The organism is Pedobacter insulae (assembly GCF_900113525.1).
In the GTDB taxonomy this organism is placed as follows: Bacteria; Bacteroidota; Bacteroidia; order Sphingobacteriales; family Sphingobacteriaceae; genus Pedobacter; species Pedobacter insulae.
This window is the reverse complement of sequence record NZ_FOPP01000002.1, coordinates 322,622-339,599: the sequence shown is the minus strand read 5'-3', so window position 1 is coordinate 339,599 and position 16,978 is coordinate 322,622. Positions and strand designations below refer to the sequence as shown.

Annotated in this window: 16 protein-coding genes; 9 read left to right on the top strand and 7 right to left on the bottom strand. The window is 37.5% G+C overall.

Annotation, left to right across the window (positions count from 1 at the left end):
• Position 1: 1 nt before the first annotated feature.
• The 4 genes from BM207_RS04430 (at position 2) to BM207_RS04415 (ending at position 5,067) form a co-directional block, all read left to right on the top strand.
• Positions 2 to 919, top strand: a complete 918-nt coding sequence (locus BM207_RS04430) for a hypothetical protein (protein WP_245768023.1) — start codon at positions 2 to 4, stop codon at positions 917 to 919.
• A 20-nt stretch (positions 920 to 939) separates the two neighbouring features.
• Positions 940 to 2,601, top strand: coding sequence for a peptide MFS transporter (locus BM207_RS04425; RefSeq protein ID WP_090992362.1), 1,662 nt, complete (start codon positions 940 to 942; stop codon positions 2,599 to 2,601).
• Positions 2,602 to 2,672: 71 nt separating this feature from the next.
• A complete protein-coding gene (locus BM207_RS04420; protein ID WP_090992361.1) occupies positions 2,673 to 4,253 on the top strand; it encodes a peptide MFS transporter in 1,581 nt (526 codons plus the stop codon).
• Positions 4,254 to 4,344: 91 nt separating this feature from the next.
• The gene (locus tag BM207_RS04415) at positions 4,345 to 5,067 is read left to right on the top strand and encodes a polyprenol monophosphomannose synthase (RefSeq protein WP_090992360.1); all 723 of its coding nucleotides are present in this window, start codon (positions 4,345 to 4,347) and stop codon (positions 5,065 to 5,067) included.
• Here the strand turns inward: BM207_RS04415 and BM207_RS04410 are convergent.
• From BM207_RS04410 to proS, 5 genes are all read right to left on the bottom strand, one after another.
• Positions 5,042 to 5,557, bottom strand: coding sequence for a YdeI/OmpD-associated family protein (locus BM207_RS04410; RefSeq protein ID WP_090992359.1), 516 nt, complete (start codon positions 5,555 to 5,557; stop codon positions 5,042 to 5,044). The two genes, BM207_RS04415 and BM207_RS04410, sit on opposite strands and share 26 nt — an antisense overlap.
• A 103-nt stretch (positions 5,558 to 5,660) precedes the next feature.
• Complete coding sequence (locus tag BM207_RS04405) at positions 5,661 to 6,509, bottom strand: TIGR02757 family protein (protein ID WP_090992358.1); 849 nt, start codon at positions 6,507 to 6,509, stop codon at positions 5,661 to 5,663.
• Between the two features lie 54 nt (positions 6,510 to 6,563).
• Positions 6,564 to 7,721: a cystathionine gamma-synthase gene (locus tag BM207_RS04400; protein WP_090992357.1), complete on the bottom strand. Its 1,158-nt coding sequence runs from the start codon at positions 7,719 to 7,721 to the stop codon at positions 6,564 to 6,566.
• 4 nt (positions 7,722 to 7,725) lie between these two features.
• On the bottom strand, positions 7,726 to 8,418 hold the full coding sequence (locus tag BM207_RS04395; RefSeq protein ID WP_090992356.1) for a hypothetical protein: 693 nt from the start codon (positions 8,416 to 8,418) through the stop codon (positions 7,726 to 7,728).
• Between the two features lie 12 nt (positions 8,419 to 8,430).
• On the bottom strand, positions 8,431 to 9,903 hold the full coding sequence (gene proS / locus BM207_RS04390; protein WP_090992355.1) for a proline--tRNA ligase: 1,473 nt from the start codon (positions 9,901 to 9,903) through the stop codon (positions 8,431 to 8,433).
• Between the two features lie 105 nt (positions 9,904 to 10,008).
• On the opposite strand from proS, the gene BM207_RS04385 reads away from it, so the two are divergent.
• The 3 genes from BM207_RS04385 to BM207_RS04375 all read left to right on the top strand — a co-directional run bounded on the left by BM207_RS04385 (position 10,009) and on the right by BM207_RS04375 (position 12,823).
• Positions 10,009 to 10,929: a hypothetical protein gene (locus tag BM207_RS04385; RefSeq protein ID WP_090992354.1), complete on the top strand. Its 921-nt coding sequence runs from the start codon at positions 10,009 to 10,011 to the stop codon at positions 10,927 to 10,929.
• A gap of 88 nt (positions 10,930 to 11,017) precedes the next feature.
• Positions 11,018 to 12,523, top strand: coding sequence for an OmpP1/FadL family transporter (locus tag BM207_RS04380; protein ID WP_090992353.1), 1,506 nt, complete (start codon positions 11,018 to 11,020; stop codon positions 12,521 to 12,523).
• 96 nt (positions 12,524 to 12,619) lie between these two features.
• The gene (locus BM207_RS04375) at positions 12,620 to 12,823 is read left to right on the top strand and encodes a cold-shock protein (protein ID WP_090992352.1); all 204 of its coding nucleotides are present in this window, start codon (positions 12,620 to 12,622) and stop codon (positions 12,821 to 12,823) included.
• A gap of 68 nt (positions 12,824 to 12,891) precedes the next feature.
• Here the strand turns inward: BM207_RS04375 and BM207_RS04370 are convergent, their stop codons facing one another.
• Together BM207_RS04370 and BM207_RS04365 are read right to left on the bottom strand one after the other, a co-directional pair.
• Positions 12,892 to 13,599 (bottom strand): DUF3307 domain-containing protein, encoded by a 708-nt coding sequence (locus BM207_RS04370; protein WP_090992351.1) that lies wholly within the window; start codon positions 13,597 to 13,599, stop codon positions 12,892 to 12,894.
• A gap of 2 nt (positions 13,600 to 13,601) precedes the next feature.
• The gene (locus tag BM207_RS04365) at positions 13,602 to 14,213 is read right to left on the bottom strand and encodes a SatD family protein (RefSeq protein WP_090992350.1); all 612 of its coding nucleotides are present in this window, start codon (positions 14,211 to 14,213) and stop codon (positions 13,602 to 13,604) included.
• Between the two features lie 127 nt (positions 14,214 to 14,340).
• Between BM207_RS04365 and BM207_RS04360 the strand changes: the two genes are divergently transcribed.
• Together BM207_RS04360 and BM207_RS04355 are read left to right on the top strand one after the other, a co-directional pair.
• Positions 14,341 to 15,363: a ligase-associated DNA damage response exonuclease gene (locus tag BM207_RS04360; RefSeq protein WP_090992349.1), complete on the top strand. Its 1,023-nt coding sequence runs from the start codon at positions 14,341 to 14,343 to the stop codon at positions 15,361 to 15,363.
• Complete coding sequence (locus BM207_RS04355) at positions 15,360 to 16,970, top strand: ATP-dependent DNA ligase (protein ID WP_090992348.1); 1,611 nt, start codon at positions 15,360 to 15,362, stop codon at positions 16,968 to 16,970. Before BM207_RS04360 ends, BM207_RS04355 begins: the two co-directional genes overlap by 4 nt.
• The last annotated feature ends 8 nt before the right edge of the window (positions 16,971 to 16,978 follow it).

Sequence of the window (16,978 nt, the reverse complement as noted above, 5' to 3'; positions counted from 1 at the left end):
TATGGTTAAACAATTTATGTTGCTAGTTGTAATTGTATGCTGTGCATTCAAATCGGATGCACAGCATACTTACAATAACGTTAACAGTTCTCAGTTAAATAAATACCAGGATTCTCTCCTTATTTTAAGCGAAGAGACTTTTGCGCCGCAGGAAGATTTTTCACGTTTAGAAAAGAATGCGGCATTCATTAAGAAATTTATAACTGCACTAAAAATTACTGGATCATTCGATTATGGATTCGATTCATTAAAAAGAATATCCATATTAAAGCCTTCCGACAATTCATTCAGAATTATTACTTGGTTTGTTCCATTAAATGATGGCACCTATCGTTATTATGGAACCATTCAAATACCTACTAGTGATGGCGCATTAAAACTCTTTCCTCTTAATGACGCCACAAACACCATCAACAATCCAAATGCCCTAACCACCCATAAAGAATGGTTTGGCGCCCGCTATTATGAAATAATACCCGTATCAGCAAAGGGCAAACAACCTTACTATGTTTTATTAGGTTGGAAAGGGAACACCTTAAAAACTTCTAAAAAAGTAATTGAAGTATTATCGTTCGAGAAAAATGAACCGGTGTTTGGCAAGAATATTTTTGAAACCGAGAAAAACAAACCGCTAAAAAATAGGGTAATCTTTGAATACAGCAAGCAAAATGCGATGACATTAATCTGGGACAAAAAGGTAAACATGATTGTTTTTGACCATTTAGTTCCTTACGAGCCAAAAATGACAGGTAACTTCGAATTTTATGGCAGTGATTTAACTTTCGATGCCTATCCAATTGTATGGGGCAAATTGTCACTCTCTGAAAATGTAGCTTTAAAAAATGAGGCTACTGCAAATGAAGATTTATACAAAGCACCAAAAAAAGCTTCTGAAGTAATTGTAAACCCTAGACAATAACGACATCCCTCACACAAATTATGGCTCAAGCAACTTCGTTAAAACACCCTAAAGGTCTGAAATTTCTATTTCTCTCAGAAATGTGGGAAAGATTTGGTTACTATTTAATGATCGGAATTTTTACACTCTACTTAAAGGATGTAAAAGCTGGTTTTGCGATGACGGAAGCCGAATCTGCAGATCTTTATGGAACATTTATAGCGTTAGTTTTTTTGACACCGTTTCTGGGAGGGTTAATTGCAGATCGATATCTGGGTTACGCGAAATCTATTATTATGGGTGGCTTAATGATGGGCGTTGGCTATTGCTTAATGGGTGTACACAATTTAGCAGCACTGTATGTTGCAATGACGCTCGTGATACTGGGAAACGGTTTTTTTAAACCCAATATCTCCACTTTATTGGGAAATATTTACTCCACACCGGAGTATCAGGATAAAAAAGACGATGGCTACAATATATTTTACATGGGCATAAATGTGGGTGCCTTCATCTGCAACTTTTTTGGCGCTGCTTTGTATATTTTATTAGGTTGGGAGTATGCCTTCCTGGCTGCTGGTATTGGAATGTTTATTGGCGTAGTGGTGTTTATAAGTGGGTTGAAACATTATCGTGCCTTTGATATTAAAAAAGGCGTGCAAGAAGGCGACATGTCATTCACCAGAATTACAATGCTCATCCTCGCACCTGCCATTTTAGCTGGTATTGTTGGATGGATATTACCGCAAAAACTGCTTGGCCATGCTTTAGTTGGGTCGAATTCTACAGACGCTTTTATATTTGCCTGTATTCCAGTAATATATTTCTATAGCACCCTTTACTTTAAGGCAAACAAAATAGAAAAACGTCCGATAGCTGCGTTATTAACCATTTTTATGGTAGTAATTTTATTTTGGGCGGTATTTAAGCAAAATGGTTCAGCTCTTAACACCTGGGCCGATCGTTATACAGATAGGGAGGTAAGTAATCCAACTGCAAAGCAAATATTTTCAGGTCTAAGCTTGTCGCAAAATGTAACTTATCAAAAAGACAGTATTGCGCTTTATGATGATGCCTTTCGATTACAAAAAAATAATGGAGTAGTTATGAAAGAGTACAATTACCCTCCTTACTTTAAAAATGTACCTTCCGAAAAACTACCTGCAGAAGGTGCAGAAATTGAACTCTGGGCTACAAACCTAACCCAATCTATAAATCCAGCTTGGGTAATTATCCTTACTCCGCTCATCGTAGCATTTTTTACCTGGCTTAGACGCCGAGACAAAGAACCTAGTACAGCTACAAAAATTATCTTTGGAGTGTTCGTATCTGCAATTTCCGTACTGGTGATGGTAGCCGCTGTTTACGCAGGCAACAATGGTTCAGAAAAAGTTTCTGTACTATGGCTTATGGCGGGTTATGGGGTAATTACCATAGGTGAACTTTTGTTAAGTCCGATGGGTTTATCTTTAGTGTCAAAACTAAGCCCCGTAAGAATTACTTCGCTCATGATGGGAGGTTGGTTCCTATCAACATCCATTGGCAATAAACTCTCTGGCGTATTGGCAACACTCTGGGATACTTATAGCGATAAAGCGAATTTCTTCTGGGTTAATTTTATTTTACTCCTATCTTCCGCTATCATAGGATTTATCCTTTTAAAATGGTTAAATGGAATTATGAAGGAAATGGGTATAAAATAGTTACGATGAAATACGAATAAACTTACTTAATTTGCATACAACTAAACACTCATACACACTAAATTAAAAAAATGGCAAATGAAACTACTAGCCTAAGTCAAGATCAGGCACTAGATTTACACCTCCAAAAAAGTGGTGTCGAAACAGATAGATTAATTAACCACCCAGTTGGATTATTTGTCTTATTCTTTACCGAGATGTGGGAAAGGTTCAGCTATTACGGCATGAGGGCACTTTTGGTTCTTTTCTTAGTAAGTGAAGCAAGCAAAGGCGGTTGGGAATGGACTAGACCTGAAGCTTTGAGCTTATACGGATGGTATACGGGCTTGGTTTATTTAACCCCAATTATTGGTGGATTAATAGCAGATAAACTAACTGGATATCGTAAAGCCGTTATTTTAGGAGCTTTAATTATGACAATGGGACATGCCTCAATGGCAATGGAAGGAATAAGCATGAGCTTCTTTTATGCTGGTCTGGTTCTGATGATGGTGGGTAATGGGTTGTTTAAACCAAATATCTCCTCAATGGTAGGGAAATTATATCCTGCAATAAGCGATAAGAAAGACGCAGCTTATACAATTTTCTATATGGGAATTAACTCTGGTGCCTTTTTAGGAATTTTAATGTGCGGTTATGTTGGTGAAAAAATTGGCTGGCATTGGGGATTTGGATTAGCTGGTATATTTATGTTCTTCGGAATGTTGCAATTTTATTTCGGACAGAAAATATTTGGCGTTATTGGTCAGAAAAATGATAATAAAGCAAAAGTTGTTGCCGGTGAAGCAGAATTGCCTAAAAAAGTTGTAACTGAGCGATTGATGGTCATCTTTGTACTTTCTATCTTTACCATTTTCTTTTGGATGGTATTTGAGCAGGCTGGTGGTTCAATGACGATTTTTGCAAAAGATTATACCTTACGAAGTTTAACTGGAAGTTCCGGAACCCTTTTTAAATGGGCGGATGCAGCGCTGACTATTTTCCCGCTAATTGCAGTAAGCGTTGTTTTATTCGGGTTAGCAAAGAAAATTGCAAAAAAATATCCTGCAACGATATTGTTTACTGGTCTCAGTTTTGTAATTATGTGGGGTTTAGCTATCTGGAAAGTAGAGAAAGAGTTCACTGCGGTGAGCACCGAAGTTCCAGCATCTTGGTTCGGGATTTTAAATTCATTCTTCATCGTTTCATTGGCACCATTTTTCTCTAAACTTTGGGAAGCTAAGTTCAATCCAAGCGGACCGATTAAGTTTGGATTAGGTTTAATATTTGTAGGCTTAGGCTTCGCCGGATTAGCCTATGGCGGATCTGACATACCTCAAGGTGCAACAGTAGCACAAGTGAGTATGTTCTGGCTAGTCTTCGCATATTTCTTCCATACTATTGGCGAATTATGTGTTTCTCCGGTAGGATTATCATATGTTAGTAAACTAGCCCCAGCAAAATTAGTGGGCTTAATGTTCGGCGTATGGTTTACTTGTACGGCTATCGGAAACTGGCTGGCGGGAGCAACCGGAGGTTTAATTGACAAAATAAGTACTGAATATTCGATTTCCTATTTCTTCTTGATTTTTACCATCATCCCAATTATAGCAGGTTTATTGTTATTTGCGCTAAACCCATTGTTAAAAAAATGGATGAACGGAGTTCATTAAAATATTTAACATCATTTAACCAAAAGCCCGTGAAGAAATTTCGGGCTTTTGGTTTTTAATAGGTATTTTTACCAAACAAATAAACCAACCCGTGCCAGATAGCCTAGTCATTATTCCGACCTATAACGAAAAAGAAAACATTGAGAAAATTATTCGAAAAGTTTTTTCCCTTTCCTTTGCCTTCGAAGTTTTAATTATCGACGATGGCTCGCCGGATGGCACTGCAAGCATTGTAAAAGCTCTTCAAATAGAATTCCCAGAACGATTGCATCTCGAGCAACGAAGCGGCAAACTGGGCTTAGGTACAGCTTATATTCATGGATTTAAATGGGCCTTGGCGAGAAAATACGACTATATCTTTGAAATGGATGCTGATTTTTCTCATAACCCAGAAGACCTCATCCGACTAAGAGAAGCTTGTGTAAATGGCGCCGATTTAGCCATTGGTTCACGGTATGTAAGAGGCGTAAATGTAGTAAATTGGCCTATGGGACGTGTTTTAATGTCTTATTTCGCCTCTATGTATGTAAGATGGGTTACACGCATCAATATTCAAGATGCAACAGCGGGATTTAAATGCTACCGTAGGGTTGTATTAGAAACTATCCCAATGGAGAAAATCAAATTTGTGGGTTATGCTTTTCAAATTGAAATGAAATTCACCGCAATTAAATATGGTTTTAATGTGGTAGAAGTACCCATTATATTTACTGATCGTACGGAAGGGGAATCTAAAATGAGTACCAAGATTTTTAGGGAAGCCTTTCTCGGCGTAATACAGATGAAGATTAATAGCTGGTTCCGTTCCTATTAGCTCTTAACATACCTCCAAAATCCAATTTATTGGCCATTGCATTCACGATCATCACTAACCTCTTTGTACGGGTTGCTTCTGTTTTCGCAGTATTTAGCCAGTTGATAAAATAGTTTTGATGTGATTTTGGCATGGCTAAAAAGTTCTTTAAAAGTACTTCTTCATCTGCCAAACAGATTTCAAGGTCATCTGGCATATCGATTTTAAAATCAGCATCAAACGCCAACTGTAATACCGCCTTTGCACCAGCCTCTTTTCTTAAAAGCCTACGTAAAGGCTTATTGAGGGCCATGATAAAATCTCCGTGTCCCATTGGCATTAAACCGATGCCGCTAATCTCAACATCATCAATTTTACCTTTTACCCTAATACTCCTGCGTTCGCCCGGCCTAATTTGTTCGGCTATCTCATGGGGTATAAAAATATAAGTCCAACCGGTTTTCTCGCCATTGGCTTCAAATCGTTCTATTTCGGCTTCTAGGGTTATCATGTAGCTAAATTAAGAAGAAAATAGAATATATATAAAGACAGAGGTTAAGATTGCTAGGTTCCTCGCAATGACGCACCTAAAAAGATTTCCTTAATCTTACTTTTCAAAATTTCTCCTCTACCCCCAGCCCAAACAACGCAAAATCGTATTTTACCGGATCATCGGCATCAAATTCCTTTAATTTCTCTGTTAATTCAACAGCAGTTAGCCAATCGGTTTGTTTACGTGTAATGAGTCCAAGTCTTCTGGAAACACGATCTACATGGACATCGCAGGGACAAACTAAAGCTGAGGTAGGAATAGCATTCCATAAACCAAAATCAACGCCACAATTGTCCTTTCTAACCATCCATCGCAAAAACATGTTTAGGCGTTTACAGGTCGATTTTTGTTTGGGAGAGGAAATATGCTTAATCGTTCTTCTTGGAAAATCTTCTAAGCTGAAAAAATAAGCTCTGAAATGATTCAAAGCCTTCTCGGCCGTAAAATATTCCAGTTCACCTAACATACATGCTGAAGAAGAAAGTTTTACTTCTGATTCCAGCTCTCCTGAAAGATATGCAGGATTAAATTCTTGTTGTGGAAGAAATGCTGTTTCTAAACTTGTTGAGTGTAGGTAATGCTGCTTAAAGAAAGCAACAAAGTATAGCAAATCAGTATCATTAAATGTGCGGTGCTTAAAGCCGAGCAAATTTTTCAGATCAGTATCGCTATGATTGAGCATAAACTGATGAGGATCGTTATCCATCCTAGCCAACAATTCATTGCACTTGTTGATGATGGTTTTACGTTGCCCCCAAGCTAAAATTGCTGCAAAAAATGCAGCAATTTCGATGTTTTGTTTGCCGGTGTATTGATGTGGAATACAAATTGGATCATTAACAATAAAATCGGGTTGGTTGTATTGATCAACTTTAAAATCCAGAAAGTCTTTTAGTTCTGAAAAATCCATTTTTTGGTTACCAGCTGTTTTTTAACGGGTTAACTGTGAAATTATATAAACTGGTTAAGAAAGTGCCTGCTCCAAATCTGCCAACAAATCATCAATATCTTCCACGCCAACGCTTAAACGTAATAGATTATCTGTTACACCCACTTTTTCACGTTCTGCTTTTGGAATAGAACCATGCGTCATCGTAGTTGGGTGATTTATCAACGACTCAACTCCTCCTAATGATTCAGCCAAAGAGAAAACTCTAAAACGAGAAGCAACTCTAAATGTCTCTGTTAAATCGGCTCCTTTCAAAGTTATAGAGACCATACCACCAAAGCCCCGCATTTGCTTTTTCGCAATAGCGTGATTAGGATGATCTTCAAAACCTGGCCAGTAAATTTTATCAATTTTCGGATGATTTTTCAAATAATGTGCAACTTTTTCTCCATTCTCACAATGTGCTTTCATTCTCAGATGAAGCGTTTTAATTCCTCTCAAAACCAAAAAAGCATCTTGCGGACCAGGGGTAGCCCCACAGGCGTTATATACAAAGAATAAATTTTTATATAGCTGTTCATTATTTGTTAAAAGTGCTCCCATAACTACATCAGAGTGACCTCCAATATACTTAGTTACCGAATGCATCACGATATCTGCCCCCAAGTCAATTGGATTTTGAAGATAAGGGGAAGCAAAGGTATTGTCGACCGTTAACAGTACATTATTTGCTTTGGTGATTTTAGCAACACCCTCAATATCAATAATCCGCATGGTAGGATTCGTTGGCGTTTCTATCCAAACAAGCTTCGTATTTGCATTAATATAGGGTTTAAGATGCTCTGGATCCGACAGATCTATAAAATGAAACTTGATGCCATAATTTTCATATACCTTGGTAAAAATTCGGTAGGAGCCGCCGTACAAATCGTTTCCAGTTATTACTTCATCACCTGGCCTCAACAACCTTAAAACGGCATCTGTAGCTCCCATCCCACTGCTGAATGCCAATCCATATTTACAATTTTCAAGGGCAGCTAAGCAATCTTCCAATGCCTTTCGCGTTGGGTTCGTACCTCTGGAATACTCATAACCTTTATGTGCACCTGGCGATTTTTGCCAATATGTTGAAGTTTGATAAATTGGCGTCATGATCGCACCTGTGGTAGGATCTGGCTCTTGACCGGCATGAATCGCTTTGGTTGCAAATTTCATCTCTTTTATATTATTCATATAACTATAACGTATTATTTTGTATCTCCGAATTAAACAAATATCCTAGACGTTTCCCCGTCGGATAACCACTTGCAGCCACGATTGATTGCTTCTGATGAAGCGTAACATCTTTTACCTGAGCAAAAGTAGGCAGTAATAAATCCGTATTGATACAGATAAGGATTGCTCGTTCCAGAATATCGTTTAGAATTTCCTCTGTAACGATATTCGTAGCAAGATCATCATATAAAAAACCTAATGCACCTTCTCCTTCTACAATAAAATGTTTTTCTTTATTAATTAGTATTCTCGCTATCAATGTCCCTTCGTCTGAAAGGCGATTATATTTGATAGAATCTGCTAAAAAATTATGGACATAAATAACGCTACAATAACTTAAATCTTCATTTGCTTTTACGTACTGACTTTGTAAGATGGAATGTCCATCGCTAAAGTTGAAAATGTTACTGTGCATAGAAATCATCAATACATCGCCAGAAAACTTTAAATGCGATTCGAATTGATTAATTTCTTTGTAACTCACTTCTACTGAAGGATCTTTAATCGTATAATCTTGATACAACTTGGCTGCAATCTTGGAGAGCGCTGTCTTCATTTGCCCAAACACCTCTGAGGAGCTCCTATATATTGCTTGTTTTAAGGAAGCTTTGCGCTCTAACTTAGTCAGTATTTCTTTATAGTTTTCTTCTAGCATTTTCTAAAATTCTTAATAGGCTCTAGCAAAAAGTACCCGCTGTGTAGAAGGTTTTCCTGTTACCATACAAACGCCGTCTTCCTGTTTATTATTTAAAGGAATGCACCTAATTGTTGCTTTTGTTTCATCCTTAATCCTTTTTTCTGTTTCAGGTGTCCCATCCCAGTGCGCAGCTATGAAGCCTGTCTTGTCATCGAGTAACGATTTAAATTCTTCGTAAGAGTTAGCTTCTGTAATGTGCTCATTTCTAAACTGAAGCGCCTTATTAAAAATATTAGCCTGGATCTCATCAAGCAGATTGGCAATATATAAATCTAATCCTTCCTGAGGTACAGTAGATTTTTCCTTCGTATCTCTTCTTGCTAGCTCAACAGTGCCATTTTCCATATCTCTACCGCCTATAGCTAAACGAATAGGCACTCCTTTTAGTTCATATTCAGCAAATTTAAAGCCCGGACGTTGGCTATCTCTGTCATCATATTTAACTGAAATGCCTATGCCCTTTAGTTTAACAATTAATTCATCAACAAACAATGAGATTTTCTGAAGATCTTCGTCGCCTTTATAAATTGGCACAATAACAACCTGTATTGGTGCTAATTTCGGAGGTAAAACCAGACCTGCATCGTCACTATGGGCCATTATTAAAGCGCCCATTAGTCTGGTTGACACTCCCCATGAAGTGGCCCAAACATGTTCTAACTTCCCTTCTTTACTGGTAAACTTAACATCAAAAGCTTTGGCGAAATTCTGCCCTAAAAAATGAGATGTACCTGCTTGTAATGCCTTTCCATCCTGCATTAAAGCTTCGATACAATAGGTTTCTAAGGCGCCGGCAAAACGCTCATTTGCGGTTTTCTTACCTTTTACTACTGGAACAGCCATCCAATTTTCAGAAAAATCTGCATAAACATCTAACATTCTTTCCGTTTCTTCAATCGCTTCTTGAGAAGTTGCGTGGGCAGTATGTCCTTCTTGCCATAAAAACTCTGTAGTACGCAGAAATAAGCGTGTTCTCATTTCCCAGCGAACAACATTTGCCCATTGATTAATTAGCAAAGGCAAATCACGATATGATTCAATCCAGCCTTTATAAGTGTTCCATATGATGGTTTCTGAGGTCGGACGAACAATGAGCTCTTCTTCCAATTTTGCAGTTTCGTCGACCACAATATTTCCATTTCCATCATTTTTTAAACGATAGTGCGTTACAACCGCACATTCAGTTGCAAACCCTTCAACATGAGCAGCTTCCTTTGAAAAATAAGATTTAGGAATAAATAAGGGAAAATAGGCATTACTGTGTCCGGTATCTTTAAACTTTTGATCTAAAACGGCCTGCATTTTTTCCCAAATGGAGTACCCATATGGCTTGATCACCATACAGCCCTTCACGGAAGAGTGCTCAGCTAGGTCGGCTTTTATAACAATTTCGTTATACCACTGTGAATAATCATCATTTTTACTTGTAAGGCCTTTGCTCATAACTATTTGGAACGTTTTTTGTGTTAAATTACTTGTATAATAGATTACAAATCTATAAATTTATACCTACAATTTGGTTGCACACACAAACAAAACACACATAATATGAAACCTAACCATTTATTCACCAGTATGCTCGTAGTAACGGCCTTGTTCGTTGCTTCGTGCTCAACATCAAAATTGGCACAAAATGATGCCATTCAAGATGATGTTTATAATACAACTGCTCAGGCAAAAGAGTATAAGGAGGTGGCACAACCACAGATTTTAGCGCAGGATAATACCCAGGCAGACGATTATTACGGAACCAGTGATCCTTATTATGACATGGATTATGCTACAAGAATTAATCGATTTTATTACGCCAATCCATGGAGAACATATTATGATGGTTATTACGGCTATAACTCCGTTCTATTTAACCCATACTTCGATTCGTATGCCTATGGATTCGGAATGGGGGTATTTGGAGGTTTAAATAGTTGGTTCAGCCCCTATTCGTATTGGGGTTTATATGGATCGCCTTACTACAATAACTACTGGGGGCCATATTCTTATCATAACCCATATTATGGGGGAGGCTTTATCGGCGGTGGTGGATATTATGGTTCTATTGGAGGTAGGGGAACGACCAATGGCAACTATGGTCCGCGCCCAGCACGAGGTAGTGAAAATGGGGTAAATAGGGCAAATGGCACAAGATATAATGGAAATCCCAACGGCATAAGCGACAGAACCTCAGCTAGTAGAGCAGAGCGCTATAATCCAAATAATAATGGTTCAACGGGCAGTGCACGCCGTCCTACCGGAACGACAAGTTCTACGCCAAGTAGAGCATCAAACGGTTCTGATTCTCGACCAACACGACAAAACGACGCTCCTCCACCGGCAAGAACATACTCTCCACCTCGTCAAAGTACTCCTCCTCCTTCCAGCAGTAGTAGTGGCTCTAGTTCTAGAAGTGGAAGCGGTAGTTCATCATCAAGCAGCGGTGGCGGCCGTCCAACCAGAGGTGGTGGCAGATAATCTAATTAACTTAATTGGAAAATTCCTATAAGATTTAATTAATCTTATAGGAACAATCCTATCTTTTCAAAAACAGACCGTAAGACTGATGAAAAAAATTATAACAATAGTACTGGTAGCTATAGTAGCCACCACTAGCTCTACTTATGCCCAATATGCAAGTGATGCATTACGTTTCTCCCAAACTAATTATGGAAGTTCTGCCCGTTTTAAAGCAATGGGTAACGCTCAAATAGGTGTCGGAGGTGATATGAGTTCTCTAGGAGGGAACCCTGCTGGTTTGGGTCTTTTTACTAAATCTGAGTTTAGTTTAACACCCGAGTTTAATCAAACAGGCGTTAATGCAACTTATCTTAGTCAAAATCAAAATACCGATAAGAATCAGTTAAATGTAAACCAACTGGGTGCAGTATTTTTTAGCCCGGCTTATAAAAGAAAGGGACAGGATACGAAAAACGGATTGGTAAGTATGGTGTTCGGCTTAGGATATCATAGAAATAATGATTTTAGCATGGAAAGTAACTATGGGGGTTCAAATAATGTTTCTTCAATTACAGATTATTTCGCTGAAATTGCAGGCTCCTCTAATCCAAATTCTCTGATTGCAGGTACACCTGAACGAATTGCGTATGATGACTATTTGATAAGTTACGATAATGTAGCGAATAATTACTTCTCTGAAACCTTTGCCAACGGTTCTGATTACAATACACAAAGCAAAAATGAAATGAGAACTGGCTCAGTGTCAGAATTTAATTTTGCTGCAGCTGCAAATATCAGTAACCAAATCTACATTGGAGCTAGCATAGGTCTATTAAATATCAGGTATAATAGCGATGCCCAGTACATGGAAACAGGAAAGGCTAGAGAATATTTGAATGATAATTTAACAGGTAACAACATTAATTATAAATTATTATTTAATCAAAACCAAATTACCAAAGGCTCGGGTATAAATGGCAGATTGGGTTTAATTTTTAGAGCAGCTGAAGGATTAAGACTTGGTGCAACTTTACAAACACCGTCTTGGTTTGTAATAGATGATAGTACAACTGAGCAGCTAGATAATAGAGGAACGATTAGAGGCAGTAGCGATAGCAAAACTTATGATTTCACCTATAATTTAAGAACTCCGTTAAAAGGTTCATTAGGGGGCAGTTATATTATTGGCGGCCAAGCCTTAATTTCTGCCGATGTAGATTTTATTGATTATAGCAGTACTCGTTTTTCTTCAAATGGCGGCGGTTATAGCGATGTGATTAATGATAATAATGCATCCGTTAGAAAAAATTTCCAAAGTGCTATAAATTACAGATTTGGACTAGAGTATAAGATTGATTTAATAAGTTTAAGAGGTGGTTACGCTGTAAATGGAAGTCCTTATAAAACGGACGAAACCGGAATGTTTGATACTAAAATTTATAGTGGTGGTATAGGTTATCGAACTAATAAATACTCGTTAGATTTAGCCTATCAAAGATTAGAGAACACCAATATACTGAGTCCCTATACCTTAAATAACGGAAATGAGCCTCTTGCTACCACCATAAATACAAAAAATAATGTATTCCTAACTTTTGGATTGAGGTTTTAGGTTGCGTCAACTATTTATTTGTCAATTGTATTAAAATAATTTATCCTTTTATATTGAAATTGTTATCTTCACTGTTTAATTTAATAATAAGAAGTTATGACAGGTACAGTAAAATGGTTTAACGATGCTAAAGGCTTTGGTTTTATAACCCCAGAAGAAGGCGGTAAAGATATATTTTGCCACCATTCTGCAATTAAGGCTACAGGACAAAGATCGTTGCAAGAAGGACAAACAGTGGAATATGAAGTGAAAGAAGGCAAAAAAGGTCCAGAAGCTGAAAACGTAAGAGTAACCGGATAATAAGTAATATTTTTTATTTATTTATTTGATGCAAAAAATGCCACTAAAAATTAGTGGCATTTTTGTTTTTATGATAAACCTACCACAGCCAGGGACACTAATAAGGCCAAACCAAAGCTTAGTAAAGTGCCTATTAACACATATTCGGTCAATTTAATATCGTGTGCTTCTTTTAAATCTCCAAATCTAAAAATCGACTTTGCTGCTAATAAAAAACCCACTGCCTCAAAATGATGGGTACAAACAAATAGGAAAATGAGCAATCTCTCCAACATGCCAATATATCTCCCTGCTTCTTGTAAAGAACTTGCTTTTTTACTATCGCCAGTAGGCAGCCATTTCGCTATAATCATTTTAATGACCATGGCGGTTGGTGAGGTAAGAACCAATGCTCCAACAACAAAAACCCATATCTTCTGTTCATATATAAACAAACTGCTTAAATCTGGTTGAATATAATTTATCCAGCATGCCAGAATTACCAGTAGATGTAAACCCTGATCGATGAAGAACCAACGTCTTTTAGTTTTTGCCCGTTGATAAATTAACTTAATGCTATCGATTACCAAATGAGTAATTCCTATTGCTAGGGCTATTTTCCAAACTCCAAACGAAAGAAAAATTAAAAAAACCAGTACCGTATGAATGATTACGTGCCAATAGAGCTTAAGTGATTTTAATTTCTTCCTTTCTTTTTCCAGCACCCATGAATTTGGCTGAAAGAAAAAATCACCAAGTATATGAGCTAATAAGAGCTTGAGCAAAGTAATTTCCATCTCTATTTTTCTATCAAGTTAGTAATTTTACTCCTGTATTTACCTTCCACTGCTAAAATTTCTGTATAGTAGGCTCTTTTTAGAGCTTCACTTACAGAAGATTGGCTCCTACCCGATATCTCTGCGATTTTATCTTGCTTCATGTTTTTGTTTTCAATCGCATATTTTACCATTTCTGCCGCTATTTGACCCCAGTTGTCCATTGCAATTAACGCCAGTCGTAAATAAAGATTAATTTCCTCATCAAAATCTTGCCATGGTGTTACAAAAGCCATGTTTACCTTTGCAGTCTTTAAATTATCGAATGCTCTCCCCGAATTAATGAATGCTTCACCATTAGCCTCGGTTAGTTTTGGAGCGTTCCCGCTTTTTTTCCCTAGGCCAATCCCTATTCTAACATCTCCCTTTTTGAAAGTTTTGATACAAGCTTTGATGTAGATAGCATTTAACAGAGCATCGTCAGGATCCAGTTCGATTTGAAAACTATCTCCTCTAAAAATTTCCCATTTATTATGTCTGCCCTTTAGGTTTGTTAAAGAACTTTTCAAGACGTTAATCCAACCTTCTGGTAACTTTCTCGAATTAATAATATCACCTGTTATTACTGCTATCATACTGCTAATATCGGGTATATAACCGATAAATCAAAATATCGGTCAATTAACCGATAAATAACAATATCGGGTATATGACCGATCTCATGGAGAAAACTAATTTAATCAAATAACTGTTATATTGAACATGAGCCTAATTAATTTCACAAACAAAGGAATATATTGCAAACAAGGTAACTTTTACATCGACCCCTGGCAACCAGTAGATTACGCTGTTACAACCCACGGACATGCAGATCACGTAAAATGGGGCAACAAACATTACCTTTGTCACGAGTTAACAAAGCCCATTTTAAGGCAACGATATGGCCTTGAAGAAAACGTCCAAACGCTCCCCTATCATCAAACAATCAATATAAATGGCGTAAAACTAAGCCTGCATCCAGCGGGTCATGTCATAGGATCTTCCCAAATAAGATTAGAGTATAAAGGCGAAGTTTGTGTGGTTTCAGGAGATTACAAATTAGAATATGATGGGATTAGCACAGCATTTGAGCCCGTTAAATGCCATACTTTTGTATCTGAAAGTACTTTTGGACTCCCAATATATCATTGGGAGCCGCAATATCAAATTTTCGAACAAATTAAAAACTGGTTATCAGCCAATAATGCTAAGCAAAAAACCAGTATACTGATCGCCTATAGTTTAGGAAAAGCACAACGGTTAATTAAAAATCTAGCTGGAAGCTATCCAATTTATGTACATCAATCTGTAGCCAAATTAAATGAAGGTTTTGTAAAAGCAGGAATTAACTTACCTGAAACGATAACCATAACCCCTCTGATTAAAAAAGAAGAACTCCAAAAAGGACTAATCATCATTCCCCCTGCACTCGCAGATGGTAAATGGGTTAAAAGCTTAATCCAGCCTGCTACGGCAATATGCTCTGGGTGGATGATGGTTAGAGCTGGAAGAAGATGGAGAAGCGCAGATGCTGGATTTACCCTAAGCGATCACGCTGATTGGCCAAGCTTACTCGAAGCAATTAAAGCAACTCAAGCCGAAAAAGTTTTTGTAACGCACGGTTATACAGCCATCTTTTCGAAATACCTGAATGAAATTGGGATAACAGCAGAAGAAGTTAATACAAAATATGGTTCGGAAGAAAATGATGACGATAACCAAATTAAACAAAACGAAATCTCTTGAAACACTTTGCAGCATTAATACAGCAACTTGAACTTAGCAACAAAACGAACGACAAAATTGCCGCGCTCGTGGACTATTTTAGTAGTGCCAACGAAAAAGATAAACCGTATGTTATCGCAATGTTTACTGGTAAAAAGCCAAAACGTCCGGTTAGTACTGCACTAATTAAAGAATGGGCAATCGCAGAAAGTAACATTCCATCCTGGCTATTTACCGAAAGTTACCATAATGTAGGAGATTTAAGTGAAACCATTGCATTGGTTTTGCCACCCGCAAAAACTGAAATAGATAAGCCGCTGCAAGAATGGATGAGCGACCTTGCAGCTATATCGTCACAAAATGAGGAACAAAAAAAAGAATATATCTTAAGTACATGGAATGGATTAAATACATCAGAAAGATTTATTTTCAATAAGTTAATTTCTGGCAACTTCCGGATTGGCGTTTCCAATAAAATGTTAGTGAATGCGATTGCAAAACAAAGCGGCATCGAAAGCAGTAAGATTATGCATGCGATTATGGGAAAATGGGACCCCAGCAAAATTACCTACCAACAACTCATTGATGGTGCACACGTAAATACCGACAATTCGTGGCCATATCCTTTTTGTTTGGCTTATGCACTCGATACTGAACCAGAAAACATAGGAAAACCCTCCCAATGGCAAGCAGAATGGAAATGGGACGGCATTCGTGGACAAATCATCAAGCGAAACGGGGAACTTTTTATCTGGTCGAGAGGAGAAGAGCTCGTAACAGATCAGTTTCCGGAGCTTCACTTTTTAAAAAACGAACTACCAGATGGAACCGTTTTAGACGGTGAGATACTCTCCATTAAAAATGGGCAGGTACAATCCTTTAGTACGCTTCAACAACGCTTAAATAGAAAAACAATTACCAAAGATCAGCTAATTAATGCACCCATTGGATTTTACGTCTATGATATATTAGAATATAAAACAGAAGACATTCGGTTAAAAAAATTACAAGAGCGAAGAAAGATTTTAGAAAAGGTTATAGCTGATTTAATTACTACTGATATTGTAAAAATCTCTCCCGTAATACCCTTCGAAACCTGGGAAAATCTAGGGGCACTTCGACTAACTGCAAGGCAAATAAATAGCGAAGGCATCATGCTAAAAAATATAAACTCTACGTTTCATAGTGGGCGAAAGCGTGGAGACTGGTGGAAATGGAAAATAAACCCTTATACCATCGACGCTGTAATGATTTATGCACAGAAAGGAAGTGGCAGGCGTGCGAATTTTTATACTGATTATACTTTTGCAGTGAGTGACGGTGAAAAATTAATTACCATAGCAAAGGCCTATTCAGGGTTAACCGATAAAGAAATAAAAGAAGTAAACGCGTTTGTAAATAAAAATGCTATAGAAAAATTTGGTCCGGTAAGAACCGTAAAACCTGAACTTGTGTTTGAAATAGCCTTTGAAGGAATCGCAGAAAGCAAACGCCACAAAGCGGGTCTTGCCTTACGTTTCCCCCGTATCGCGAGATGGCGAAAAGATAAAAAAGTAAGCGAAATAAATACGTTAGATGATTTAAAACAGCTAATTTCCTCGGTGAGTTTAGCACCTGAAGAAAAATAATAATTCAT